The organism is Pseudomonas sp. AF32 (genome assembly GCF_022342325.2).
GTDB lineage: Bacteria > Pseudomonadota > Gammaproteobacteria > Pseudomonadales > Pseudomonadaceae > Aquipseudomonas > Aquipseudomonas uvaldensis.
Window position 1 is genome coordinate 97,672 of the sequence record NZ_RQJK02000004.1, and the last position, 25,631, is coordinate 123,302.

General features: G+C 61.0%; 24 protein-coding genes and 3 tRNA genes. 10 read left to right on the forward strand and 17 right to left on the reverse strand.

Translation table 11 applies throughout. The features are described from left to right. Positions 1 to 94 precede the first annotated feature (94 nt). The 4 genes from EGM97_RS05435 (at position 95) to nudC (ending at position 6,449) form a co-directional block, all read left to right on the forward strand. Positions 95 to 3,199 (forward strand): efflux RND transporter permease subunit, encoded by a 3,105-nt coding sequence (locus EGM97_RS05435; protein ID WP_238962939.1) that lies wholly within the window; start codon positions 95 to 97, stop codon positions 3,197 to 3,199. Beyond that, positions 3,196 to 4,677 (forward strand): efflux transporter outer membrane subunit, encoded by a 1,482-nt coding sequence (locus EGM97_RS05440; protein WP_238962940.1) that lies wholly within the window; start codon positions 3,196 to 3,198, stop codon positions 4,675 to 4,677. The genes EGM97_RS05435 and EGM97_RS05440 overlap by 4 nt, the downstream gene beginning before the upstream one ends. A 123-nt stretch (positions 4,678 to 4,800) precedes the next feature. Next, positions 4,801 to 5,613: a crotonase/enoyl-CoA hydratase family protein gene (locus tag EGM97_RS05445; protein WP_238962941.1), complete on the forward strand. Its 813-nt coding sequence runs from the start codon at positions 4,801 to 4,803 to the stop codon at positions 5,611 to 5,613. Positions 5,614 to 5,618: 5 nt separating this feature from the next. Then, positions 5,619 to 6,449, forward strand: a complete 831-nt coding sequence (gene nudC, locus EGM97_RS05450; protein WP_238962942.1) for an NAD(+) diphosphatase — start codon at positions 5,619 to 5,621, stop codon at positions 6,447 to 6,449. On the opposite strand, the gene EGM97_RS05455 is transcribed toward nudC, so the two are convergent. The 10 genes from EGM97_RS05455 to EGM97_RS05500 all read right to left on the reverse strand — a co-directional run bounded on the left by EGM97_RS05455 (position 6,417) and on the right by EGM97_RS05500 (position 17,793). Next, positions 6,417 to 7,196: a TSUP family transporter gene (locus EGM97_RS05455; RefSeq protein ID WP_238962943.1), complete on the reverse strand. Its 780-nt coding sequence runs from the start codon at positions 7,194 to 7,196 to the stop codon at positions 6,417 to 6,419. The genes nudC and EGM97_RS05455 overlap by 33 nt on opposite strands. A gap of 103 nt (positions 7,197 to 7,299) precedes the next feature. Then, a complete protein-coding gene (locus EGM97_RS05460) occupies positions 7,300 to 8,055 on the reverse strand; it encodes an ABC transporter ATP-binding protein (protein ID WP_238962944.1) in 756 nt (251 codons plus the stop codon). Further along, on the reverse strand, positions 8,049 to 9,104 hold the full coding sequence (locus EGM97_RS05465) for a FecCD family ABC transporter permease (RefSeq protein ID WP_238962945.1): 1,056 nt from the start codon (positions 9,102 to 9,104) through the stop codon (positions 8,049 to 8,051). Before EGM97_RS05465 ends, EGM97_RS05460 begins: the two co-directional genes overlap by 7 nt. Next, positions 9,101 to 10,279: an ABC transporter substrate-binding protein gene (locus EGM97_RS05470; RefSeq protein ID WP_238962946.1), complete on the reverse strand. Its 1,179-nt coding sequence runs from the start codon at positions 10,277 to 10,279 to the stop codon at positions 9,101 to 9,103. The genes EGM97_RS05465 and EGM97_RS05470 overlap by 4 nt, the downstream gene beginning before the upstream one ends. Positions 10,280 to 10,309: 30 nt before the next feature. Next, entirely contained in the window at positions 10,310 to 12,733 is a 2,424-nt protein-coding gene (locus EGM97_RS05475) for a TonB-dependent receptor (protein WP_238962947.1), read from the reverse strand. Between the two features lie 88 nt (positions 12,734 to 12,821). Beyond that, on the reverse strand, positions 12,822 to 13,787 hold the full coding sequence (locus tag EGM97_RS05480; RefSeq protein ID WP_238962948.1) for a FecR domain-containing protein: 966 nt from the start codon (positions 13,785 to 13,787) through the stop codon (positions 12,822 to 12,824). Further along, positions 13,788 to 14,303 (reverse strand): sigma-70 family RNA polymerase sigma factor, encoded by a 516-nt coding sequence (locus EGM97_RS05485; protein WP_053150972.1) that lies wholly within the window; start codon positions 14,301 to 14,303, stop codon positions 13,788 to 13,790. Between the two features lie 108 nt (positions 14,304 to 14,411). After that, positions 14,412 to 15,647, reverse strand: a complete 1,236-nt coding sequence (locus EGM97_RS05490) for an MFS transporter (RefSeq protein WP_238962949.1) — start codon at positions 15,645 to 15,647, stop codon at positions 14,412 to 14,414. Between the two features lie 152 nt (positions 15,648 to 15,799). Then, positions 15,800 to 16,972 carry a zinc-dependent alcohol dehydrogenase gene (locus EGM97_RS05495; RefSeq protein WP_238962950.1) on the reverse strand — a complete coding sequence of 391 codons (1,173 nt, stop codon included), beginning with the start codon at positions 16,970 to 16,972 and terminating at the stop codon, positions 15,800 to 15,802. Then, positions 16,972 to 17,793 (reverse strand): SRPBCC family protein, encoded by an 822-nt coding sequence (locus tag EGM97_RS05500; RefSeq protein WP_238962951.1) that lies wholly within the window; start codon positions 17,791 to 17,793, stop codon positions 16,972 to 16,974. The genes EGM97_RS05495 and EGM97_RS05500 overlap by 1 nt, the downstream gene beginning before the upstream one ends. A gap of 351 nt (positions 17,794 to 18,144) precedes the next feature. Here EGM97_RS05500 and EGM97_RS05505 point away from each other — a divergent pair. Beyond that, positions 18,145 to 18,218, forward strand: a tRNA-Cys gene (locus EGM97_RS05505). A gap of 195 nt (positions 18,219 to 18,413) precedes the next feature. After that, a tRNA-Leu gene (locus EGM97_RS05510) sits at positions 18,414 to 18,500 on the forward strand. Positions 18,501 to 18,570: 70 nt separating this feature from the next. Here the strand turns inward: EGM97_RS05510 and EGM97_RS05515 are convergent. Then, complete coding sequence (locus tag EGM97_RS05515; protein WP_238962952.1) at positions 18,571 to 18,933, reverse strand: NUDIX hydrolase; 363 nt, start codon at positions 18,931 to 18,933, stop codon at positions 18,571 to 18,573. 286 nt (positions 18,934 to 19,219) lie between these two features. Here EGM97_RS05515 and EGM97_RS05520 point away from each other — a divergent pair, with 286 nt between their 5' ends. Continuing rightward, complete coding sequence (locus EGM97_RS05520; protein WP_238962953.1) at positions 19,220 to 19,408, forward strand: hypothetical protein; 189 nt, start codon at positions 19,220 to 19,222, stop codon at positions 19,406 to 19,408. Positions 19,409 to 19,492: 84 nt separating this feature from the next. Continuing rightward, positions 19,493 to 19,720 (forward strand): PLD nuclease N-terminal domain-containing protein, encoded by a 228-nt coding sequence (locus tag EGM97_RS05525; protein WP_047698619.1) that lies wholly within the window; start codon positions 19,493 to 19,495, stop codon positions 19,718 to 19,720. 10 nt (positions 19,721 to 19,730) lie between these two features. Here the strand turns inward: EGM97_RS05525 and EGM97_RS05530 are convergent, their stop codons facing one another. From EGM97_RS05530 to EGM97_RS05540, 3 genes are all read right to left on the reverse strand, one after another. Further along, entirely contained in the window at positions 19,731 to 20,159 is a 429-nt protein-coding gene (locus EGM97_RS05530) for a hypothetical protein (protein WP_238962954.1), read from the reverse strand. A 117-nt stretch (positions 20,160 to 20,276) separates the two neighbouring features. Continuing rightward, positions 20,277 to 20,507 (reverse strand): hypothetical protein, encoded by a 231-nt coding sequence (locus tag EGM97_RS05535; protein ID WP_238962955.1) that lies wholly within the window; start codon positions 20,505 to 20,507, stop codon positions 20,277 to 20,279. A 152-nt stretch (positions 20,508 to 20,659) separates the two neighbouring features. Then, positions 20,660 to 20,914, reverse strand: a complete 255-nt coding sequence (locus EGM97_RS05540; RefSeq protein ID WP_041022040.1) for a DUF6555 family protein — start codon at positions 20,912 to 20,914, stop codon at positions 20,660 to 20,662. A gap of 240 nt (positions 20,915 to 21,154) precedes the next feature. Here EGM97_RS05540 and EGM97_RS05545 point away from each other — a divergent pair, with 240 nt between their 5' ends. Both EGM97_RS05545 and EGM97_RS05550 read left to right on the forward strand, forming a co-directional pair. Continuing rightward, positions 21,155 to 22,054, forward strand: coding sequence for a polysaccharide deacetylase family protein (locus EGM97_RS05545; RefSeq protein WP_238962956.1), 900 nt, complete (start codon positions 21,155 to 21,157; stop codon positions 22,052 to 22,054). Positions 22,055 to 22,167: 113 nt separating this feature from the next. Beyond that, positions 22,168 to 22,359 (forward strand): hypothetical protein, encoded by a 192-nt coding sequence (locus EGM97_RS05550; RefSeq protein WP_053151000.1) that lies wholly within the window; start codon positions 22,168 to 22,170, stop codon positions 22,357 to 22,359. Positions 22,360 to 22,457: 98 nt separating this feature from the next. Here the strand turns inward: EGM97_RS05550 and EGM97_RS05555 are convergent, their stop codons facing one another. The 3 genes from EGM97_RS05555 to EGM97_RS05565 form a co-directional block, all read right to left on the reverse strand. Next, positions 22,458 to 24,254 carry a DAHL domain-containing protein gene (locus tag EGM97_RS05555; RefSeq protein WP_238962957.1) on the reverse strand — a complete coding sequence of 599 codons (1,797 nt, stop codon included), beginning with the start codon at positions 24,252 to 24,254 and terminating at the stop codon, positions 22,458 to 22,460. 256 nt (positions 24,255 to 24,510) lie between these two features. Continuing rightward, complete coding sequence (locus tag EGM97_RS05560) at positions 24,511 to 25,377, reverse strand: SPFH domain-containing protein (protein WP_238962958.1); 867 nt, start codon at positions 25,375 to 25,377, stop codon at positions 24,511 to 24,513. Positions 25,378 to 25,473: 96 nt separating this feature from the next. Next, positions 25,474 to 25,561 (reverse strand) — tRNA-Ser (locus tag EGM97_RS05565). Between the last annotated feature and the right edge of the window lie 70 nt (positions 25,562 to 25,631).

A 25,631-nucleotide genomic window follows, 5' to 3' on the forward strand; every position in this document is an offset into this window, starting at 1 on the left:
GGAGCAGTTTTCTGTGGCGAGGGGATAAATCCCCTCGCCACAAAAGTCCAGCCATTTCCGGCGGCCAGTGGCTTGAAGCCTGGAGCGGTGACCGATGAACCTCTCCGGCCCATTCATCCGCCGTCCGGTGGCGACCATGCTCCTGAGCCTCGCCATCATGCTGCTCGGCGGCGTGAGCTTCGGGCTGTTGCCGGTTTCGCCCTTGCCGCAGATGGATTTCCCGGTGATCGTGGTCCAGGCCAACTTGCCGGGCGCCAGTCCGGAGGTGATGGCTTCGACGGTGGCAACGCCCCTTGAGCGATCCTTCGGTGCCATCGCCGGGGTCAATACCATGAGCAGTCGGTCCAGCCAGGGCTCCACCCGGGTGATCCTGCAATTCGACCTGGACCGCGATATCAACGGTGCGGCCAGGGAGGTTCAGGCGGCGATCAATGCTTCGCGCAACCTGCTGCCCAGCGGCATGCGCAGTATGCCGACCTACAAGAAGGTCAACCCGTCCCAGGCACCGATCATGGTGTTGTCGCTGACCTCCGATGTCCTGGAGAAAGGCCAGCTCTACGATCTGGCGTCCACCATCCTGTCCCAGAGCCTGTCCCAGGTGTCGGGGGTCGGCGAGGTGCAGATCGGTGGCAGTTCCCTGCCGGCGGTGCGGATCGAACTGGAACCGCAGTTGCTCAACCAGTACGGCGTGGCACTGGACGACGTGCGCAAGACCATCGCCGACAGCAACGTGCGCCGGCCCAAAGGGTCGGTCGAAGATGATCAGCGCATGTGGCAGGTCCAGGCCAACGACCAGTTGGAAAAGGCCAAGGACTACGAAACCCTGGTCATCCGTTACCAGGACGGCTCGGTGTTGAGGCTCAAGGACGTGGCGAAAGTCACCGACGGTGTCGAGGACCGCTACAACAGCGGCTTCTTCAATGACGATGCCGCCGTGCTGTTGGTGATCAACCGCCAGGCGGGGGCCAACATCATCGAGACGGTCAACGAAATCAAGGCGCAACTGCCGGCGTTGCAGGCCGTGTTGCCGGCCAGCGTCAAGCTGAACCTGGCCATGGACCGTTCGCCGGTCATCAAGGCCACCTTGCACGAAGCGGAGATGACCCTGCTGATCGCCGTGGCCCTGGTGGTGCTGGTGGTATACCTGTTCTTGGGCAACTTTCGCGCCTCGCTGATCCCGACCCTGGCAGTGCCGGTGTCGCTGGTGGGCACCTTCGCGGTGATGTACCTCTATGGCTTCTCGCTGAACAACCTGTCGTTGATGGCATTGATCCTCGCCACCGGGCTGGTAGTGGACGACGCCATCGTCGTGCTGGAGAACATTTCCCGGCACATCGACGAAGGCGTATCGCCAATGAAGGCGGCGTACCTCGGCGCGAAAGAGGTGGGTTTTACCCTGTTGTCGATGAACGCCTCGCTGGTGGCGGTGTTCCTGTCGATCCTGTTCATGGGCGGTATCGTCGAGAGCCTGTTCCGGGAGTTTTCCATAACCCTGGCGGCGGCCATCGTCGTTTCGCTGGTGGTCTCCCTGACCCTTACGCCGATGCTTTGTGCCCGCTGGCTCAAGCCCCATGTGCCAGGTCAGGAAAACCGCTTGCAGCGCACGAGCCGGCGTCTCAACGACTGGATGGTCAGCGGCTATGCCACGAGCCTGGACTGGGTACTGCGCCATCGTCGTTTGACGTTGCTGAGCCTGTTGGTGACCGTCGGCGTGAACATCGCGCTGTACGTGGTGGTACCCAAGACCTTCATGCCGCAGCAGGACACTGGCCAATTGATCGGTTTCGTGCGCGGCGACGACGGGCTGTCGTTCAGGGTGATGCAGCCGAAGATGGAAGTCTTCCGGCGCGCTGTACTCAAGGACGATGCGGTGCAAAGCGTGGCCGGCTTCATCGGCGGCAACAACGGTACCAACAACGCCTTCATGCTGGTGCGGCTGAAGCCGATCAAGGAACGGTCTATTTCTGCCCAGAAAGTCATCGAGCGCCTGCGCAAGGAAATGCCCAAGGTCCCTGGTGCCCAGTTGATGCTGATGGCCGACCAGGATTTGCAGTTCGGTGGCGGCCGCGAGCAGACCACTTCGCAATATTCCTACATCCTGCAAAGCGCCGACCTGGCGTCCCTGCGCGAGTGGTATCCCAAGGTGGTGGCGGCGTTCAGGGCCTTGCCGGAACTGACCGCCATCGATGCCCGGGACGGCGGCGGTGCCCAGCAGGTGACGCTGGTGGTGGATCGTGACCAGGCCAAGCGCCTGGGCATCGACATGGCGATGGTGACCACCGTACTGAACAACGCCTACAGCCAGCGGCAGATTTCCACCATCTACGACAGCCTGAACCAGTATCAGGTGGTGATGGAGGTCGATCCCAAGTATGCCCAGGACCCGAACACCCTCGAGCAGGTCCAGGTGATCACCGCCGATGGCGCACGGGTGCCCCTGTCGACCATTGCCCATTATGAAAACAGCCTGGAAGACGATCGGGTCAGCCATGAGGGCCAGTTCGCATCCGAGGGGATTTCCTTCGACATGGCCGAAGGCGTGACGGTGGAGCAGGGCACGGCGGCCATCGAACGGGCCATCGCCAGGCTCGGCATGCCGGAAGACGTCATCGCGAAGATGGCCGGTACCGCCGATGCGTTCGCGGCCACCCAGAAGGGCCAGCCACTCATGATCCTTGGAGCGCTGCTGGCGGTGTACCTGGTGCTGGGGGTGCTGTACGAGAGCTACATTCATCCGCTGACGATCCTGTCCACCTTGCCGTCGGCCGGTGTCGGTGCACTGCTGTCGATCTATGTGCTGGGCGAGGAGTTCAGCCTGATCTCCCTGTTGGGGTTGTTCCTGTTGATTGGCGTAGTGAAGAAGAACGCGATCCTGATGATCGACCTGGCGCTGCAACTGGAGCGTGGCGGTCTGGCGCCGCAGGAGTCGATTCGCAGCGCCTGTCTGCTGCGCTTGCGGCCGATCCTGATGACCACCCTGGCGGCGATCCTCGGTGCCTTGCCCTTGCTGATCGGCGGCGCCGAGGGTTCGGAGATGCGCCAGCCGCTGGGCCTGACCATTATTGGCGGACTGGTGTTCAGCCAGGTCCTGACTCTCTACACCACGCCGGTGGTTTACCTCTATCTCGACAAGTTGCGCCATCGTTTCAACCGCTGGCGTGGCGTGCGTACCGATGCTGCCCTGGAAACTCCGCTATGACCGACCGTTCGCTTTTCAACCTTGTCGCACCGCTGGCGACCGCCCGGGGCTCCCGGGCGTTGAGCCTGGCGCTGTGCGTGGCGATGCTCAGCGCCTGTGCCATCGGCCCGGACTACCAGCGCCCACCGGCTGCGCAGCCGGCGCAGTACAAAGAGGCTCAGGGCTGGCGCCAGGCCAATCCCAGCGACGCACTTGCCCGTGGTGCCTGGTGGGAGCTGTACGGTGACAAACAACTCAATGAATTGGTGGAAAAGCTCAACACTTCCAACCAGACCGTGGCCCAGGCCGAGGCCCAGTACCGGCAGGCCCAGGCACTGGCGCGCAGTGCCCGTGGTGCCTTCTTTCCGACGGTGGACCTGACTGTCGGCAAGAGCCGCTCCAGCCAGGGCACCGGCAGCAGCAGTTCGAGCCTGAGCAGCTCGGCCAGCGGTATCCGCGATACCTACAGCGCCCAGGCCGGGGTGAGTTGGGAAGCAGACGTCTGGGGCAAGCTGCGCCGTACCCTGGAGGCCAACGAAGCCAGTGCCCAGGCCAGTTACGCTGATCTGGCCGCCATGCGCCTGAGCCAGCAGTCGGAACTGGTACAGAACTACCTGCAATTGCGGGTGATCGATGAGCAAAAGCGCCTGCTGCAAGCCACGCTGGAAAACTACCAGCGTTCGCTGAAAATGACCGAGAACCAGTACCGTGCCGGTGTATCGGGCAAGGATGCGGTGGCCCAGGCCCAGAATCAGCTCAAAACCACCCAGGGCGACCTGATCGACCTGATCTGGCAGCGTGCCCAATTCGAAAACGCCATTGCCGTGCTGATGGGCTTGCCGCCGGCTGAATTCAACCTGGCCGAAACCCGGGACATCCCGGCGTTGCCGCAGATTCCGGTGGCGCTGCCGTCGCAATTGCTCGAGCGCCGACCGGACATTGCCTCGGCCGAGCGCTCGGTCATGGCCGCGAACGCCAACATCGGCGTAGCCAAGGCGGCGTATTACCCGGACCTGACGCTGAGCTTGAGCGGGGGTTACAGCAGCAGTACCTACGATAACTGGATCAGCGTGCCCAATCGCTTCTGGTCGGTGGGCCCGCAATTGGCGATGACCCTGTTCGACGGCGGCCAGCGCTCGGCGGAGGTCGACCGCACCGTCGCGGCCTACGACCAGACCGTCGCCACCTATCGCCAGACCGTGCTCGATGGGTTCCGCGAGGTGGAAAACTACATGATCCAGCTCAAGGTGATGGGAGACGAAGCCCGCGTGCGCCAGGAAGCCCTCGACGCCGCCCGCGAATCCTTGCGCCTGACCCAGAACCAGTACAAGGCCGGGCTCATTGCCTACCTGGACGTGGTCACGGTCCAGGCCACTGCCCTGAGCAACGAGCGCAGTGTGCTGAGCCTGCAACAGAGCCGGCTGATCGCCAGCGTGCAACTGATCGCCGCGTTGGGTGGGGGGTGGGATGGGCAGTTACAGGCACAGGAACAACCCTGATCTGGATAGGGGCCTTTGGTTGCCTGGCGGCCAGGTCCCGTTTTTGGCCGATGCACTGTCTACGACCTGTCGTGATGCCTTGCTATAGTTCAGGCCTCATTTCACTGGTAAAGGATCACTGCCATGTCGCAATACCAAGCGTTCAACGTCGAACTTGCGGACAACATCGCCCATGTGCAGATCAATCGCCCGGACAAGATCAATGCGATGAACGCGGCGTTCTGGAGCGAGATCATCGAGATCTTCCAGTGGGTCGACGACACCGACGAAGTGCGGGTGGTGGTGTTGAGTGGCGCCGGCAAGCACTTCTCCTCGGGAATAGACCTGATGATGCTGGCCGGTGTGGCCAACGAACTGGGCAAGGATGTGGGACGCAACGCGCGCGTGCTGCGGCGCAAGATCCTGCAACTGCAAGCCTCGTTCAACGCCGTCGACAATTGCCGCAAACCGGTGCTCGCCGCGATCCAGGGTTACTGCCTGGGTGGGGCGATCGACCTGATCAGCGCCTGCGACATGCGCTATGCCGCCGAAGACGCCCAATTCTCCATCAAGGAAATCGATATCGGCATGGCGGCCGATGTTGGCACATTGCAACGCTTGCCCCGGATCATCGGGGACGGCATGCTGCGTGAACTCGCTTATACGGGGCGTACGTTCGGTGCCAACGAAGCACGCAGCATCGGCCTGGTCAATCATGTCTATAGCGATACCGCCAGCCTGCTTGACGGCGTCATGGGCATTGCCCGGGACATCGCCGCCAAGTCGCCGATTGCGGTGACCGGTACCAAGGAGATGATCAGCTACATGCGCGATCACCGCATCGACGACGGGTTGGAGTACGTCGCCACCTGGAACGCCGCCATGTTGCAATCGACCGACCTGCGCGTGGCCATGGCCGCCCATATGAGCAAACAGAAACCCGAATTTCTGGATTGACCATCATGATTCCACGCTGGAGCACCGCAGTACTCGATACCGATCTGGCGGGCGGTTGGGCCGTGGCCCGTAGCCCGGAAGGCTTTTTGTTCGACGACAACGGCCCGCTGTTTCCCCGGCAATGGCTCAAGCGCCAGGACCTGTCGGTGCTCGCCGAGCATGGCATCGGCCACCTGGACGGCGAGCCGGTCTACCTGCTGGAGCTTCACAGCCCCTCGGATATTCCCGGTTGCAACTGGAAGGGCCTGCGGGCCTTTATGCTCGAGGACGACCACACGCTCTACAAGGTGCTGGGCTATGCGGCGCAGATCGGCACCTGGGCCAGGGAGCATCGTTTCTGTGGCAGTTGCGGCAAGCGCATGGGCCAGATTCCCCTGGAGCGGGCGATGTATTGCGACGCCTGCGACCTGCGGCATTACCCGCGGTTGTCACCGAGCATGATCGTGCTGATCACCCGGGGCGATGAGGTCCTGCTGGCCCGCTCGCCGCGCTTCGTCACCGGTATCTACAGCACCCTGGCCGGGTTTGCCGAGCCGGGCGAGTCGGCCGAGGATTGCCTGATCCGGGAGGTCCGGGAGGAGGTCAGCATCGAGGTGAAGAACATCCAGTACGTGGGCAGCCAATGCTGGCCGTTCCCTCATTCCATGATGTTGGGCTTCCATGCCGAATATGCCGGCGGTGAAATCGTGTGCCAGGAAGAAGAAATCGAGGATGCCCGGTGGTTCAGCATCCACGACCTGCCGCCGCTCCCGGCTTCGCGCTCGATTGCCCGTTACCTGATCGACCTCTACGTGGCGCGGCGTCTAGGCCACGCTGAACCAGTGCTGCCAGGCTAGGCGCACGGTCAGGCCCAGCACTACGGTGATGAACACCGGGCGGATGAACTTCGCGCCGCCGCTGATGGCGGTGCGAGCCCCGAAGAACGCGCCAACCATGACCGACAGGCCCATGCTCAGGCCGATGATCCAGTCCACTTGCCCGGAAAAGATGAACACCGCCAGCGCCGCGATGTTGCTGACGAAGTTCATGCTGCGAGCCACGCCGCTGGCCTTGACCAGGTCAATGGGGTAGAGCAGCAGGCTGCTGACGGTCCAGAACGCGCCGGTGCCGGGCCCCGCGACGCCATCGTAGAAGCCCAGGCTGAAGCCTTGGGATGATTGCCAGGTTTTCTTGATCGGCGCGTCGCTGTCCAGCGGTGCCTTGGGCGTGCCACCGAACAACAGGTACAGGCCGCAGGCGAAGACGATCACCGGCAACATCTTGTTCAGCCATTCGGCGGGCAGGTAATGAGCGACGATGGCGCCGGTGAGGGCGCCGACCAACGTGCCGACGAGCGCATGGGTCCATTGTTTCGGGTGAAACAGTTTGCGCTTGTAGAATGTGAAGCTGGCCGTTGCCGAACCGAACGTCGAGCTGAGTTTGTTCGTCCCCAGCACCAGATGCGGCGGTAGGCCGGCGGTCAGCAGGGCGGGCGTGGTCAACAGGCCACCGCCCCCGGCGATGGCGTCGATAAAGCCGGCAATGAACGCGACAATGGCAAGGATGGCGAGGGTAGTGAGGTCGACGCTGAGTTCAAAAGGCATGGGATGGGCTTATTGGGCAGGTCGCAGAGGGCTGCGGGGAAGGCCGGTATGTTACCTGCAATGGCGGTGGGCCGCGACTGCCGGTGTGCCCGGGCCCGGTGGTTCAGACCACGCTGTCGACAATCACGTGCCGCTCCCCTCTGGAGCACTGTTCGATCCTTGCCTCGACCCGGTAGATGCTGCGCAACATCTGTTCGGTAATCACTTCTTCGCTCGGACCACTGCCTTGCAAGGTGCCTCGGGCGATGACCAGTACCTGGTCGGCGAAACGCAGCGCCTGGTTCAGGTCATGAAGGGCGATGAACACGATCATGCCGTGCTGACGGGCGAGGCTGCGCATGAACGTCAGGACCTGGACCTGGCGGTGCATGTCCAGGGCACTGGTGGGTTCGTCCATCAGCAGGACTTCGGGCTCGCGTACCAGCGTCTGGGCAATGGACACCAGTTGCTGCTGGCCGCCGCTGAGTTCGCCGAGGTTACGGAACGATAGATCGCTGATGCCCAGGGATTCGAGGATGCGATCCACCACCTGCAGTTCGTTCGCTTGCACGACCCAGCCGGGAGCCTGTTGCTTGCGGGCCAGCAGGACCGATTCGTAAACCGTCAACCGAGCGTTGGCGTTGAGGTTCTGGGGCATATAGCAGATGCCCGCCTGGCCTTTGGCGGAACCTTCCAGGCGAACCTGGCCGGGGCCCGGTACAAGACCGGCGATGCGTTTGAACAGCGTGGACTTGCCGGCGGCGTTGGGGCCGATGACGGCGACCACTTCCCCGGCGCAAAACAAGGGTGTGTTGACATTGTCGAGGATCGATCGGCCGCCATACCCGGCGCCCAGATGCTCCAATTGAAGGGTCACCATGACTGCTTCTTCCCGCCAAGGATGAGTGAGATGAAAAACGGCACGCCGATCAGCGAGGTGACCACGCCGATGGGAAAAATCGCCCCCGGTATCAGGGTCTTGCTCACCACCGAACTGGCCGACAGGAGCAGGGCGCCGGTCAGCAGCGAGGAGGGCAGGAAAAACCGCTGGTCTTCGCCGATCAGCATCCGGGCGATGTGGGGCCCCACCAGGCCGATGAAGCCGATGGTGCCGACAAAGGCCACGGGAAAGGACGCCAGCAGGCTGACCATGACCAGCGTCTGCCAACGCAGCCTGCGCACGTCGATACCGAAGCTCGCGGCCTTGTCATCCCCCAGTCGCAGGGCAGTCATGGCCCAGGCGCGGCGAGCGAACAGGGGAAGCGTGACCAGGATGACCAGGCAGATCACCCCCAGTTTCGGCCAGGTGGCCTTGGTCAGGCTGCCCATCGTCCAGAACACCACGGCAGCCACGGCTTGCTCGGTCGCGAAGAATTGAACCAGCGCCAGCAATGCATTGAAGGTGAACACCAGGGCGATGCCCAGCAGCACGATGGTTTCACTGGTCATGCCTCGGCGAAGGCTCAATACATGAATCAGCAGGGCCGAGAGCATCGCCATCAAGAACGCGTTGAGCGGCACCATGTATTGAGCGATCACGGGCAGCAGCGCCACGCCGAACGCAAGCCCCAGGGCAGCGCCGAAACTGGCCGCGGCGGAGAGTCCCAGGGTGAAAGGACTCGCCAGCGGGTTGTTGAGGATCGTCTGCATCTGCGCGCCGGCCAGGGAAAGGGCGGCGCCTACCGCAACGGCCATCAGGGCCACGGGCAGGCGGATGTCCCACATCACCACCCGCACCTGAGGCGCGGCCGCGTCGGGTGTAAAGAGCGCTGTCAGCACTTCTTCCAGGCCGTAGCTGGCTGGGCCGAGGGCCAGGTCCAGCAACACACTGAACAGCAGCAACACCGTCAACGCCACCAGCATCAGCCGCTTTCGCCAGACTTGCTGTCGATAGATCGTACCCAGGGAAACCTCGACACGACCGTTCATGGCTGGGCCTGCGCCGGTTTGAGGCTGACGAAGTAACCGGGCTCGTAGGGCACCGGCAGGAAGCGTTCATGGAATTCCCGAAACGTCGCGTCGGGGTCCAGGTCGGCGAACAGATCCGGATGCAGCCACTTGGCCAACTGTTGGATGGCGATGAACTGGTAGGGGCTGTTATAGAACTGGTGCCAGATCGCGTGAAAGCCCTGGGTCTGCTGGGCCTTGATACCGGCGTAGGCGGGGCGTTGGGTATACCACTGGAGCTTGCGCCGGGCCTCGGCCAGATCGGCCCCAGGACCGACTCCCACCCAATGTCCACCGGGGGCGAAGGCTTCCCAGTTGGCACTGGTGATCACGACTTGCTCCGGGTCGGCAACGATCACCTGTTCCGGGTTCAACTGGCCGAAGGTGTTGGGAATAATGGCGCTGGCGATGTTGCGGCCACCGGCCAGTTCGACGAAGCGACCGAAATTCTCATTGCCAAAGCTCAGGCAGCAGTCTTCGGTATAGCCGCCGATGCGCTCGATGAACACCTTGGGTCTGGGCGGCTGCCTGGCCTCTATCACATCCGTGATGCGACGAATCTGCTGGTTGCGAAAGGCGATGAACGCCTCGGCTCGGGCTTCTTCACCGAACAACTGCCCGAACAGGCGCATGGTCGGTTCGGTGTTCTGCATCGGGTTGTTGCGAAAGTCCACATACACCACGGGGATGCCGAGGGCGTCGAGCTTCTCGATGTAACGCGCATCCTCGGTCGCGTGCTGGGCTTCTACGTTGAGGATGATCACGTCCGGCTGCTGGCTGATCGCTTGCTCGATGTCGAACGTGCCGTCTTCGAAGCCACCGAATGTCGGGATTTGGGCAATGGCCGGATAACGCCGCAAGTAGGCACCGTAGGTGTCCGGATCGGACTGGATCATGTCCTTGCGCCAACCGACGATGCGCCGGATCGGGTTGTCGGTGTCCAGGGCCGCCACCAGATACAGCTGGCGGCCTTCGCCGAGGATGACCCGTCGGACGGGAATGCGAACCTGGACCTGTCGGCCTTGAAGGTCGGTCACGGTGGTTTTTTGCACGGTGTCCGGGGCCGTGGCGGAAAAGACAAAGCCGCTCAGCAGCAGGGCAACGGACCCCAGGCATCCTGCGATGAACGACGAGCGTGTTCGGGTTCTGGATAGCATGTACGAAACCTTGTTGGCGGCCGGGAACACTCAGAAATCGACCGTGGCAGAGAGCAATAAGGTACGGGGCGCGCCCTGGGAGAAGGCGCCGTAGGAAGCGACGCCGGACCAGTATTCGCGGTCGAAGACGTTCTGCACCGTGGCGCGGAACGTCGTGGGTCGGCCATCGAGCACGGTGCTGTAGCGGGCGCCGGCATCGAAACGGGTCCAGGGGGCGAGCTCCCGGCTGTTGACCTGGTCGACATACTGGCTGCCGGTATAGATCGCGCCGCCCGTGAGGGTCACACCCCGCACCCAGGGGGTGTCCCATTCAGCCCAGAAGTTGGCCTGCACTTGCGGTACGCCCACCGGTTTGTTGCCACGATTGGCCGCGGTGCCGCTTTTGGTCAGCTCAGCGTCCAGCAGGGTGACACCGCCCAACAGGCGGGTGCCTTCGCTAACTTCGCCGAACAGGTTCAACTCGATGCCGCGATTGCGTTGTTCGCCCTGGACCGAAAACACACCATTGGCCAGCTCGCCGCTGGGCTTCTTGACCTGAAACAGTGCCAGGGTCGAGGTGAAGGTGCCGTAGTCGACCTTGACCCCGACTTCCTGTTGGCGGGAGATGTAGGGTTTGAATATCTCCCCGGAGTTGCTGGCGGTGGCGGGTGCCGTGTCGCCCTTGCTCAGGCCTTCGATGTAGTTGTAGTAGAAGGAAACGTGCTCCCAGGGCTTGATGACCGCGCCGAACAACGGGGTGATTTCGCTTTCGTCGTACGCGGTGGTAACGGTTCCTGCGGCGTTGTAGTTATTGGACTCGATGATTTGCTTGCGCAGACCAAGTGTCAGCTGAGCGCGCTCGTCGAGGATCGACATCGTATCGGCCAACGCCACCCCGGACAGTTCGGTGTCGGAGACTTTCGCCACATCCGGCGAGGCAATGGAGGGCTTATCACGCTCCACAGGGTGGTAAATGTTCGAGAACACCGGGGCCCCGGAATTAATGCCCCGGCGCAGTTCATCGCGATAACGGCTGACCTGCACTGTCGTGCTGTGACTGACCGGACCGGTGTCAAAGCGGGCTCGTGCACCGGCGTCCACGGTGTAGCGTTCCACCTCGAATTTGTAATAGCCGGGTGTCGAGCGAGTGTCCCCCGCGTCGTTGAGGATCATCGGCGTCTGGTCCGACAACCGGGCCACATCGGACTTGCCGCCACCGGCATGACCGAAGACCGTCAGGTTGTCGTTCAGATCGTATTCGCCGCTGAGCAGGGCGGATTTGTCGCGGGTTTTCGACCAGGCCCATTCCTGGGTGACGTTGCTGCGTCCATTGGCGGCAGACGGTATTTCCACGCCATTGGTGATCACGAACGGTCGCGAAGGCGCGTCCCATTCTTCTTCCTGGCTGATCAGATCCAGGCTGGTCCTGAATCTGTCCCCCTGGTAATCCAGGGAAATCGAACCAACCCCGACGTCCCGGGACTGCTTGTCGATCGCCGTGTCGCCGCCCTGGAGACTGCCGTTGACTCGCACGCCGAAGCGGCGTTCCTCGCCGAAGCGACGGCTGATATCGACGTGGCTGCCAGCCTGGGTATCCATGGCGTAGCTGGCGGTGACGCGGGTCAGGTCTTCGTCCAGCGAGCGTTTGGGCACGATGTTGATCACGCCTCCGACGCCACTGTTGGGGGACATGCCATACAGCAGTGCCGCCGGACCCTTGATCACTTCGATGCGCTCGGCATATTCGGTGAACACCCGGTAGTTGGGCGCCACGCCATACACGCCGTCGAACGCCAGCTCGCCGAGGTTGCCTTCGCCCACCGGGAAGCCACGAATGAAGAATGAATCGACGATGCCCCCGGTCTGTCCGGTGGAGCGCACCGAAGAGTCACGTTCCAGTACATCGGCGGCGGTCACCGCCTGCTGATCCCGCATCAAGGTCGAGGTGTAGTTGCTGACACTGAACGGGGTGTCCATCAGATCCTTGTTGCCCAGCAAGCCGACCCGACCGCCACGGGCAACCTGGCCGCCACTGTAGACTGGCTGCAAGTCTCCCGGGCGTGTCTCGCTGGCATTGATGGTGGTTTCCGACAGGGTCAGCTCGCCATTGGCGCCGCGCTTTTGCAAGGTGTAGCTGCCATCTTCACGCGCCACCAGGTCGAGGCCGCTGCCGGCCAGCAGCCGGGTAAACGCTTCGCGCGCGGTGAACTGGCCGGACAGGCCAGGGCTGGACAGCCCTTGGGTCAGCGAAGGTTCGAACGACAAGGCGATACCCGCCTGCACGGCGAATGCCGACAGCGTCGGCCCCAATGGACCGGGTTGGATGCTGTAGGACTGACTGGCGACGTTGTCCAATGTGTTGCCCGTTGCGGCCCAGACAACCGGGCTTGAGGTCGAAATGGCAATGCTGAGCATTGCGCTGCGGATCGCCAGATTCAGCTTGCGATCCGAGCGCAGGAGGCGGGCAACGGGCATGGTGCGATGATCCTGTTCAGAGGGTTTTGTTCTCTAGCCAGCCAGGATCGAAAAAAGTATCACCTGCGCGTGATTATTTTTTTCAGGGTCACGCCGGGGCCAACATGATCCAGTAGTCACCGAGGCGGGAGGTGACGTTGATGGGATAGGTCTGGGCCAGCATGTTCAAGGTGCGGCGGGTGTCGTTGATGGGGAAGGCGCCGGAGATCCGCAGGTTGGCGATGGCCGGGTCGCAACGCAACACACCGTTGCGATAACGGGCCAGTTCGCTGACGAAATCGGCCAGGCGCATGTTGTCCGCCATCAGCATGCCCCGGGTCCAGGCCAATGCCGACTTATCGACGGGCTTGACCGCGTCGATGGCAAACGCCGTGAAACCGCTGCTCTGGCCCGCGCTGACAACTTTTTCCTCGAGCCCCTTCAACTCGATGCGCACCGCGCCTTCCATGACGGCGAGGCGAGTATGCCCGGTTTCTTCACGCACACTGAAGCGGGTGCCGAGGGCCTGCATCCGGCCTTGCTCGGTCTGCACTTTGAACGGGCGGGGCACCGGAGAAGGATCCGCCGCGGTCTGGATCAGTATCTCGCCGCGGCGCAACAGCAGCAGGCGCTGGTGTGAATCGAAGTACACGTCGATTGCGGTGTCGGTGTTCAACGTGACAAGGGTGCCGTCGTTGAGTGTCAGGTCGCGGCGTTCACCCACCGGTGCGCGATAATCGGCGGTCCATTGTTGCCACTCGTTCAGCCTCCAGCTACCCCAGGCCAGAGGTGCCAGGGCGAGCAGGGCGGCCAGTTTGCCCATGGCGGCCCGTCGCTCGGGATTGCCGGGACGATCCAGTGCAGGCATCGCAAGGGCTGGGGGCAGGCTTTGCAATTTGCTCAGCAACAACTCGGCCCGTGCCCAGGCTTCGCTGTGCGCCGGGCTGCTGGCGCGCCAACGCTCCCAGGCATGGCGTTCGGCATCGTTGACGTTGCCTTCGCTCAGACGCATCAGCCAGTCGGCCGCTTCGTTGAGGATGTGTGGATCGAGGGTATGGCTATCGCGTCGCAGCATTCAATCCACCAGCATCAGGCAGTGCAGGAAGGCCTGTTTCATGTAGCGCTTGACGGTGATCAGCGAAACCCCCAGTTGACTGGCAATGTCGTCGTATTTCAGGCCGCTGATCTGTGACAGCAGAAACGCCCGCTTGACCGGCCCCGGAAGGCTGTCGAGCATGGCATCGATTTCATGCAGGGTTTCCAGCACCAGCAGGCGTCGTTCCGGCGAAGGTGCTTCAGGCTCGGGCAGCAACGCCAGCGCCTTGAGGTAGGCGCGCTCCAGTGCCTTGCGCTGGAACCAGTTGACCAGGATGCCGCCCGCTACGCAGCTCAGGTACGCCCGCGGTTCTTCGATGACCGCCACCTTCGAGGCGAGAATGCGGATGAAGGTGTCATGCGCCAGGTCCGCCGCGTCCAGCGCGTTACCCAGTTTTCGATAGAGGCGGTTGTACAACCAGCCATGGTGACCGCTGTAGAGGTCTGCGACGGTGCGCAGATGACAATCGTTGACCGCTGACCCTTGATCGCTCATGACTGGTTATGATTTTTTGATAGTGAGAATTATTCCCAATGGTAGTGGAGGCGCTCGGCTTCACGCAAGATCCTCTTGCAAAGAGGGGGCGGGCTGGAGTGACGGACTCTAATCCGTTCGCGCTTCGCGCGCAGCCAGCCCGGCCGGCCGATGGCGCAGCAGGACCAGGGGGATCAGGACAGCACCATAGGCCACGCAAACATAAAGATAGGTGTACTGCAGGCCATAGACCTGGCTGAGCAACGCGCCCAGGGAAATGCCGAGAATGGAGGCCGTCTGCGACACGCTTTGCGCCAACCCCAGCACCTGGCCCTGGCGGCTGTTGTCGGTGCTCTTGGACACGAGCGCCGTCAGCACCGGCGTGGTAGCGCCCAGCAGCAGGCCCCAGACGAAATAGGCGAGGGCGAAGACCAGCGGCTGGCGCGTCAGACCGGCCACGGCCGTCAATACCATGCACCCCATGACGATCAGAGTGATGGCATGCAGCGTTTGTGTCGCGTTGCGGTGTTCGAAATAACGCGACCAGGCCGTGGCGCAAAGAATGAACCCCAGAGCGAGCAAGCCGTAGCAGAGCCCGACCATCGCGTTGCTCACCTCGAAGGTCGAGCTTACATACAGCGAAAACGACGTCTGCGGCAGCATCCGCGCCAACAACAGAAGCCCCATGATACCCAGCAACGAAATGACCGCCGGGTTGTACCGTTTTACGGGCTGTGAGCTGGATGGCCGCTCGGTGTCGGGGGCCTTCTTGATCGGCGGTACATTCGGCAAGGTCAGTGCCGCCACCAGCGTGCACAGCGCGCAGAGGGCGGACGCAACGATGTTGATCCAGAAAAAAGTGGCATGGTCCAGGATCAGTCCACCCATCACCGCGCCCAGCAACGAGCCGACGTTGGTGGAGATCTGCAGGATGGCAAACAGTCGGGCCCGCCTCGACGGCGCTTCGATGCTTACGCCATAGGCCTGGGCCGGGGCGATGTAACCGGCGAACGCACCTTGCAGGAAGCGCAGTAGCAGGATCACCCAGACGTCACTGCTCAGCGCCAGGCCCAGTTGGGTCAGGGACAACCCGGCCAACGCCCGGATCATCATCAGTTTATGACCATAGCGATCGCCGATGCGGCCCCAAAAGGCGCTGGTCAGGATGATGCCCAGCATCGGGCCGACATACACCGCAGTACTGGCGAAACTGAACACCGCGTCATCAGCGGTCAACTGGCGCAGATGAACGGGCCAGAACGGCCCGCTCATCTCCATGGCGCCCATGGACACCAGTTGGATCGCGAACAACAGGTAAACCAGTAATCGGACGCTCGAACCCTGGGAGATACCGGCGCGGGACATGGACTGACTCTTGAAGGCGGATGAGGCTGTGTCTTATCCGACAGAGTGTCGATCCTGGCAAGGAAAAAATACCTCGGGAAATTCCCTGCCGGGCATCGGCTGCCTTGCTGCTGACCGACAGCCCGGCAACCCTGGGCCCATGCTGTAACGCATCACTCGGGCCGGAATACGGCCCGCAAACAGTTCTCGCGCTTGTCCTTGAACATTTCGTAACCCTGCACCGACTGCTCCAGCCCCATGGGGTGTGTCAGCAAATAGGAAGGGTCGAGTTGGCCGTTGCGGATATGCTCGAACAGCCTCGGCACGTAGCGTTGCCCAGGTTGCTGGCCCGAGCGCACGGTCAAGGACTTGTTGACGATCGCTCCCATCGGAAACTTGTCCAGCAGGCCGCCATACACCCCGACCACCGACACCGTGCCGCCCTTGCGGCAGGCGCGGATCGACTGACGCAGCACGGTTCCGCGCTCGGTGTGCAGGCGCATCATCTGCTTGGTCTTGTCGTAGTAGTAATCGACTTCGGTGCCATGGGCTTCCATGCCGACGCAATCGATGCAGCGATCCGGACCACGGCCACCGGTCAGTTCCAGCAGGGCGGCGTGCACGTCGGTGGTTTCGTAGTTGAGTGTGATGGCACCCGCTTTTTCTTCCGCCAGGCGCAAGCGATCAGGGAAGCGGTCAATGGCGATCACCCGTTCCGCCCCCAGCAGGTAGGCACTGGCAATCGCCATCAGACCGACCCCGCCGCAGCCCCAGACCGCCACCGTGTCGCCGCGCTGGATATTGGCGTTATCGGCGGCGAAGTAGCCGGTAGGCACCGCATCGGAGACAAACACCGCCTGTTCGTCGCTCACACCCTCGGGAATCGTGAACAGGTTCACGTCGGCGTATGGCACGCGGATGTACGTCGCATGGCTGCCCGCGAAACCACCGAAGGCGTGGCTGTAGCCGATGATGCCGCACGCCGGTTGGCCATAGGCGATGTCCGTGGCTGTGGGGTTGGGGTTGGAGTTGTCGCAGCAGGAGAAGTCCGAGCGCTGGCAGTGCTCGCACTGGCCGCAACCGAGAATCGACACCGTGACGACGCGGTCACCTTTCTTGAGCTGCGTGACGGCCGCTCCGGTTTCCACCACTTCGCCCATGAATTCATGGCCGATGATGTCGCCGGCTTGCATGGTCGGCACGTAACCGCCCAGCAGATGCAAGTCGGAACCGCAGACCGAGGACAGCATCACGCGCACGATGGCGTCGCGGGGATTGAGGATGGTCGGATCGTCGACAGTGTCGACTTGAAGTTTGTTGGGGCCTTGCCAGGTCAATGCGCGCATCAGACAGTTCCTCCTTTGGACGGGGCAGTGGACGAGGCAGTGGACGAGGTGGCTGCCGGGTGGATGAACAGGAAATCTTCCGTGCCCTGGGGACGCATCCTGTTGGTGGTGACTTCACCCGTTTCCAATTGCTGCTTGATGCCGCGAAGCAGGTTCAGCAGGGCTTTGTCCGAGAACTTGGAGATGGCGGCGGCCAGGGCATACCCGGCTGCCCCGAAGGATGTCTTGCAGGCAACGATGACTTTGACCTGCGTGCCCCGGCCGGTTGGCGCGTCGCTGAAATGCATCTGGATATCGTGTTTGAAGCGCGTATCAGGTCCGGCAATCCAGTGCAGTTTGCGACCCTCCTTGGGCTCTTGCTGTTCGAGTACACAATGCAGGGTTCTGTCCTTCGGACCATGAGCCGTCCAGCGGTAGGTGCTTTCGCCGGTCTGCTCGATCTCATCCACCCAGGGCACCAGCGCACCCAGGTTGGCGGGGTTGCGGCAGAACGTGAAGACTTCTTCCCTGGGCTTGCCGATGGTGACGCTGCGCGAGATCACCTTACTCCCATCCCAGCCCCGATCCTGCTCGAAGGCCTGCTCGAACGGCGTATGGGTCAGCGCCTGCTTCACCCGGCAGGTGCCCGAATAAGCACGCCAGGCCGCACAAGCCCCCAACAATACTTGCGGCCAACCCTTGAGTCCGCCCTGGCGCAGGCCGTTGGCAATCAGTAACGTACCGGCCAGCAGCGACACTGCGCGTTCAGGTGTGTCGAGATTGGGTCGCGCCGGGCTCGGTACTGCAGCCCGGCTTGCAACCAGTGGTGGACGTTCGGTCATGATGATTTTCCTTATAGAACCGGAGGCGACATAAGGAATGAACCAGTGGAACGGCGGTCGTTCCATCGACGTTCACGGTTTCCGATGAGGCGGTGTCGCCCGGTTCTGTCGGCCATGACAGCGCCTGCCGTGCCAGCGAACCGGGGGAAAGGAGGTCGACGCGCCGAGCGATTTTTTTTTGAAATCAAGGGGTTGTCAGCTTTGGCAAATGAGTACATAATTGCGCCCATCGAACGCATTGAGGTGCAAAAAAACTCAATGTTTTCAAGGAGTTAGCGCTTTTAAGCAGGCTAAATGCTCCTGATCAGGTTTGTACACGGTTGATGGTTTCATTTACATCAAGCGTACTGAGGCCGAATAGCAAAATGGTTATGCAGTGGATTGCAAATCCACCTACGCCGGTTCGATTCCGACTTCGGCCTCCACTTTTAAAAAGCTCTGTAGATCTTTGATTTACAGAGCTTTTTTATTTACGCAGCAATGAAGGTTTTTGTCTCGAAAGGCATGAGCGACCTTGCTTCGTTGGGGAGGGATGTATATATTTCGTCCCTTCTGTTGCACCGGCTTCGACCCTGTCAGATCCACCATCCGACAACGCCACGAAGCCTGACCGCGCTACCGCCCGAATGGCGAAACTGGTAGACGCATGGGACTTAAAATCCCCCGCTCGTAAGGGCGTGCCGGTTCGATTCCGGCTTCGGGCACCATATAAAACAAAGGGTTGCATGAGGTTTCTCATGCAACCCTTTTTGTTTGCCGATTTGTTGGTGGGGAACGTTACAACCGCCGCCGAAACGCCTCCAGAATCTCACGTGTTCCTTTCTTCATCTGCACGTGTGCCAGGGTATCCAGCGGGCACCAGAAACAATCGCTGATTTCATTTTGCGGCCTGGCCGCACTGCTATCGCTGACCGAAATCTCGAAGACATGATGTTCAGTGTCGCCATCGTTGATACGCATCAGATAAAGCACATTCTCGGCCCCGAGGCCGGTTTCTTCTTCAAGCTCCCTGACTGCGGCGCCGGCGTGGGTTTCACCACGCTCGACGGCTCCGCCCGGTAGTGCCCAGCGGCTGTTGGGTTTGCGGACCAACAGGATCTGGCGGTTTTCCTGGCAGATGACGGTCGCTCGAATTTTCATGGGCTCGTCCGGCAATGGTTGTCATAAAAATGGAATATAACTGAAACATAAGGCGCGGGTCTCGTTGGCAAGCCCAACGATCTTCCGGCTCCTTATCCGTACGACCGCGGCCAGGCGGGAAAGACTGACATTGATTTCAATCCATGAGGCTGTGGTTGCGCATTTCGTCTGAGTCTCTGGTGTCACATACATCGGCTGACCGGCCATCGCCTAAAATGAATCAGATGGGAAAAACGGTATCCATGTTGTGTGGATAGTCACCCTGGGCAGTGGGGAGAGAGGCCAGATGACCACTGTTGAAGACTTCAAGATCAAATCCCATGAGCTTCTAGTGGAGCTCGAGGCGGCGACATCGGAAATGATGTCGCTCATTTGCGCGCACCAGATGACCGGGACGGCCTGGGAAGAGGCTGTCAGGCGTCAGCATGAAGCCTATGAGCAATGGGTCGGTTATCTGAACGAGCGCTCTACCTAATGGCCCAGGCCAGCAAGGGCAGATTCTTTGAACGGTCCCGGAGTGCCCATGCCTAATCCATAGACTCCACACGAGGATTGGGCCATGTCTGAGTTAGCCAGCTATTTCTGGATTGCCGTTGCGGTGCTTTTGCTGCTCGTGGATCTGTGGGCGATCGTCAGTGTCTTTCGCAGCGACAAATCGGCCGGCACCAAGGCCGGTTGGGCCCTTTTGCTGATCATTCTACCGGTATTGGGCTTGATCATCTGGGGCGTGGCCGGGCCGCGGGGCATCAAGGAAGGGCCGTCGTCGCCGGAGCACAGCAAAGGTTAGTGCAGGCGTATCAGCGGTTCTGCCAGCGTCCACCGTTGGTTTCGCAGTCTTTTTGCGCTTGCTGCACGTGCTCGGCACCGTAGTAGTACCAGGTGACTCGGGCGTTGTCGGGGATGTTGGCGGAGCCGCCCGTGGCGTCCTTGCTGGTCGAACGCGGATTGGCCAGGGCTTCCTGGGTGAGCCTGGCCTCGCATGTCGCCACATAGCCTGCAGCGCAGCGTTCGACGGGCATTTTCTTCGTGCTCAGGGTTCCCTTGCTTTCGTTGCTGCACGACCAACCGATGGCTTCGGCGGGGACGCCTTTGTATTCATAGCAGCTACGGGTTTCGATTTCCGACACCGATTGGCTTTGTGATCGGGTGATGACATCGCAACCTTGCGCCATCACGACGGTGGGACTCGAGCAGGCCACCCACAGCAGCAGGACTTTGGCGTTCATGATGAATCTCCTTTTTGCGTTTTTTTGCACCTTTTCAATATCGAGGGGCAAAAAACCGCCGCGTTCCATCGGTTTCAATCGACAGAACTCAGGAGAGCGCGCGTCTGACGCGTAACACTAGCGGAATTTGGGCAAGGGTGGTTCGACAGGCTTGAGCGATGACAAAGCGTGCTGGATCGACGGAGCATCCTTTTCGATGTCGTTGAGCCGGTCCCGGATGCGCACGGCGGTAGGATGGCCGCCGTGGTGGTCGACCCAGTCGGCGATTTCCTTGCAAGCGGCCGTCAATCGGGCCTGACGCGAGTCCAGCAAGGTGAGCAGGGTGGTGATGGACTCTTTCTCTGACATGTCGCACCTCCGTTTTCAGAGTTGTTCAGGCAGCACGAAGCCCGCGGTAGGCGGGTCGTACTGTCGATTAAGCGTAGTTGAGTTATTGGCGTTGTGCCGCAGGTTCCGGCGCACGACTGGACAGCCGGTGCGCCGGAGACCGGTTCGTGGGGTCAGCCGGATTCCTTGATCCAGCTCGGCGCGACGCTCGCACGCCAGCGCACGTCCGTGATGCCGTATTTCTCCGCAAGGGGTTTGGTGACCCGTTTGACCTTTTCTCTCCCGAATTTGGGGATGCGCCCGACACCCGCGTCGCAACTGGCCCAATGCCAAGCCTCGGAGTTATTCATCACTTCGGCGCGAATGATGAATGACTTCGGTTCGCCATGGAGCATGTAGTCGATGATGTAAAGCGATGGCCCGCCCATAAATCCTCCCTAATTTAGTTCTATACGGATGGATGCGGAGGCGTCCGGAAAATTCCATCGGATTTCCAGGCGGTCGGAAAAAGGCGGGCTAGACAGCGCGATTGAGTGACGGCAAGCGAAGCGCATCGATAGCGTTCGCTGTGTGGAACCAAACACGGTTAACCTTCTCCAAGGTGGGCTTCGGCACCCTGGGCCAGGGATCAAAGGCGAGGCTATGCAGTATTAATAAGTAGGTAAAACATGAGGAATATCGCTTGGGCGTTGGTCATTGCGGTTCTTGCTTGCGGTTTGTCGGGGTGCATCGGAGCGCCCATCGAGTTGACGCCCCAAACCGAACAACGCCTGCGTGCGCAACCCCCGATCCGTTTCCTGCTGACGTTCGATGACGGACCCAGTGCATCGTCTTTCTGGAACCCGAGCCTGGATGTGTTGGACGCCCTGGCACATAACCCGGTGCAGCCTGGAATCAAGGCAGTGTTTTTCGTACAGACCCGTGCTCCGCGTGCCGGCGACAGCGACATCGGGCGCTCGGTCATGCACCGCGAGCAGCGTGAGGGCCACGTACTGGGCTTCCATACGGCCACCCATTGGCATACCAATCACCGGTTCCTGGATCCCGACGAGCTGGAGCAATCCCTCGTCAACGGTGGGGCCGATATCGCTGCGATTGCCGGCGCCGCTCCGACGCTGGTACGACCGCCGTTCTGGAGTTACGACAGGCGTACCTTCGCGGCCTATCAGCGACATGGCATGCACGTGTTGCTCACTGACTTGAGTGCCAACGACGGCAAGGTCTGGGGATTCACCGCCAGCCCGCGGCGGCGAATCAATATGGTGCGCCAGCTTTCTGAGGTACGCGAGCGCATCGCCGCCGGCCAGATGCCGGTGGTGGACGGGGTGATCCCGGTGGTGGTGACGTTCCACGACCTGAATCGCTATACCGCTCGACATGCTCGTGAGTATCTGCAAATCCTCCTCGACAGCGCCCGCGCCACTGGCGTGAGGACCGATGCCAAGCCCTTTTATGACGATCGCCAAGCGCTTGAACGAGCGGCCATGGCCCGTACCGTAAGGGAAGCGGGTCAACCTGTGCGCTTGCCGGGCCTGTGGAACTGGATATGGGACTCGAACGCGCACTGACCTGTGTGGCGCTTCGGCATCAAGTGATGTCGCGACGCCCGGTCAGCATTCCGGCGCGAACTGAGTGTAAGGTAGGCTGTGGACGTAACCCTGGTTTACCCAAGGAGGTAACGATGAGTACCGCGATGCTGACGAAAATGCACATCAACGGCTATGACGTTCTCAGCGTGAACAGTGGACCCTGGAGAGTGTGTACTCAGGCTGATCGGTTGGGTTCCTTCGCTTCGCGTGAAGAGGCGCTGGCATATGCCGCCGCGTTGCCGGCCAGGAAAAGCCGCCGCGTTCGGACTGTGAACGATAAATAACCCGCTGGTCCCTGTGGGAGCCTGGTTTGTCCGCGATGACAATCGCCAGTCACCCCGGATGTCGAGGCTGGCTGACCTTTGTCATCCACCCCCGAGGCTCAGGCTTCCACCAACTCCAGCGGGATCTCCAATGTGAACAAGGCACCTTGCCCCGGTCCATCGCTATGGACAAGCAAACGCCCGTTCATTTCAACGGCGGCCAGCGCGCAGCTGTGCAGACCGAACCCATGACCATCCTTACGGGTAGTGAAGCCGTGGTTGAAAATGCGGGCCAGGTTTTCAGGCGCAATCCCTTCACCGCGATCCTTGACGCTCAGACATAGCGTGGTGTTTTCGACGATTCGTATCCCCAGGGTTATCTCCCGTGGATGGTCGCTGACCTTGGACATGGCGAACTTGGCGTTGCTGATCAGGTTGATCAGGATCAGCAACAAACGGTGTTTGTCGCCCATGATCGTCGGGGCGTCCTGGTAATCCTTGATGACGGACACATGGTGCCGGCTCAGCGCTCCCGAGTTCATGCGCAACGCGTCTTCGAACAGCTCGCCGACGTTGAGCGGTTCGATCAGTCTCGCAGCCCCGGCATAGGTCTGCTGGGTGGTGACGATTTCCTTGATGTGATCGACGCTTTTGGTCAGTTGCGCCAGTTCCTCGATGAGCAGTGTCTGCTCGGCGGCTATGGACTCGACCAACTCGTTGAAGTAGCGGGGCAGCAACTTGCCTTTCTCGTCATGCGTGATGAACTGGCCAAGATCCTCGGCGTGTTCATTCATCATCCTGACCGCTTTTCCCAGTCCCTGCGTCCTGCTGTTCTTGAGCTTGCGAGTCACCAGCTCCGCTGAAATATTCACGCTGTTGAGGACGTTCCCGACGTTGTGCAAGACATTCGTGGCGATCTCCGCCATGCCGGCCATTCGAGCGGCCTCCACCAGTTCACGTTCGGCTTCCATCAGCTCGCGGGTGCGTTCTGCCACGCGCTCCTCCAGCCGGTCGTTGGACAATTGCAACTGATGGTTGATCTGGTTGATGACGGCGTAGCTGCGAACCAGTCGCACGGCAAGGTAGATCATCAGCAACGCCATCAGGCTGGCGCATACGGCGAGGTAAATATGGTATTGCCGGTCCGTTGCGGCGGTCCGGCGTTGTGTCTCGTTCAATAGCTCATTGATGTTATCGAGTCCCTGGGCGACGGGAATGACACTGATACGCTCGAGCAGATCGTTGACGATGGGCTGTTCCTGGATAATGGTCCTGACATGCTGTGTAAGTGTGATGAAGGGCGACTGCTGTGCGGCGGGCAACTGATGGATGTAGTTGTCCAGTTCGGTTAGCTGGCCTTGTAATTCCTGAGCTTTGTCCGCCGTGACATAGAGCGCATATTCCAAGGTCGTCAGTGTTAGATCGAGGACGATATTGGCGGCAGTCGAGCGTTTCGATGCGGTTGGGCCGTTCATTTCGCCCAGCAGGTTCTGAATCTCGTCTTCTGCTGTCGGCAGCGCGTCCAGGGCAGCGCGCAAGCTTGTGTTGTGTTGCTCGAACTCATCTACCAGCGCGGTCTTGTTCTTCACCGCCTCGACATAGCCCTGGCGCCTGGAGGCCCAGAGCGTTGCCAGCGGACCGGTGCTGTTGAGTTGCTCCAGCTGCTGCCATCTATGGTCCAGGTCAGGTGGGGGGCTTAACGACAGATCGTTGTTGACCCCGATTTTCTTTCTCAGGATCTTGACGTTCCAGTTGGCGTCGGATTGTTTGAGCTGCCGGACGAAATCACGGGACTCGAAATAAGTCGTTGTGTCGTAGGTGTAGGACTTGATCAGGAAGAACATCAAGGCCGAGAAAATCAGCAGCGCGACAGCCAGCAGGGCAGGCCACTTGTATTTCTGGATCAGTGTCGTCACAGGGGACTCCTGTTCAGGGCTGTGGTCGGAAAAGGCGGCAGGTACCTGAGGCAGGCAGGTTCTCGGGGGCTTGATGCGATGGGGCGAGGCGGTATTGATGGGGTAATTGTCGCGTTGGTCGGTCTTGGCCTGGGTACACGTTGAGCTCCCTGCTGACGCTGGATTCGGATCGTCACTCAAGCCAGTGTAGCGCTAACGAAGCGGACAGCCGTGTTGCGAGGGGGGGGCGCGGCCAGGGCAGGCCGCGCCGCCGGGGTCATCGGTTGTCGGCCCGGGTGTCGATGAAGGGCAGCGCACCGCTGGGCAGGACGGTGGTCGGCAGCACACCGTTCCAGCGTTCGGCCTTGGTCAGCTCCACCAGGTTCTGGTTGCTGGCCAGGGCCTGGGCCCGGGCCTTGATGGCTTCGGCTTCGGCCTTGCCGCGAAGTTCGGTGGCCAGGGCGTCTGCCTTGGCCTGGGCGACTTGCGAATCGGCTTCCGCCTGGGCCTGGGTGACGCGGATCTGAGCCTGGACCTGTTCGGTGGCGAGTTGTTGCTCGCGGGTCTTGACCTGGACTTCAGCCGCCATGCGCGCTTCGATGGCCTTCTCGTAGGCGTCACTGAAGTCGATGTTTTCGACCTGTACGCTGTCGATGATCACGGGGCCGGTAATGGTCGATTTGATAGCGGTGGAAATGTCGTTGACGAGCTGGACGCGGTTCTGCACGGCGGCGACGGCGTTGAACTTGCCGAAGACGTTTTCCACCTGCGTAGGCACCTGCCGGCTGATCATCCGGTCCCGGATGCCTTCGAGGTCCTTGAACTGGGTGTAGACCTTCGCAACATCGGAAGGCGCGATATGCCAGGAGACCGAGACCTTGAGCTCGGCGGATTGCTGATCCTTGCTATAGGCCTGGAGGTCGTCATAGGAGGTGACCTGGCTCTGGATGCTGATCAGGCGGACGGATTCGATCATGGGCATCTTGAATGACAGTCCGGGCTCTACCACCCCGACCAGCGCACCGTTGCGCAGCAATACACCGCGCTCGGTTTCGTCGACCGTGTACCAACTGCCGAAGACTACGAATAACAGGATGAAACCCAGGATGGCCGCAACGAGGGAGCTGATGGTCTTGCTGGTCACTTTTTCTTTCCTTGTAGGGTTGCCGAAGGCTGCGATCTTTTTCCAAACGTCAGACACGAAAAAGCCCTGAATAATCAGGGCTCTAACGTATGAATATGGCGGAGGCGATGGGATTCGAACTCATGGACCTGTTACAGTCGACGGTTTTCAAGACCGTTGCCTTAAACCACTCGGCCACACCTCCGTATTGCATTGCGGGCGCCATAATACCCGAATGAAACACACTGTCAAACTCTCTACGTAGCTTGTTACAG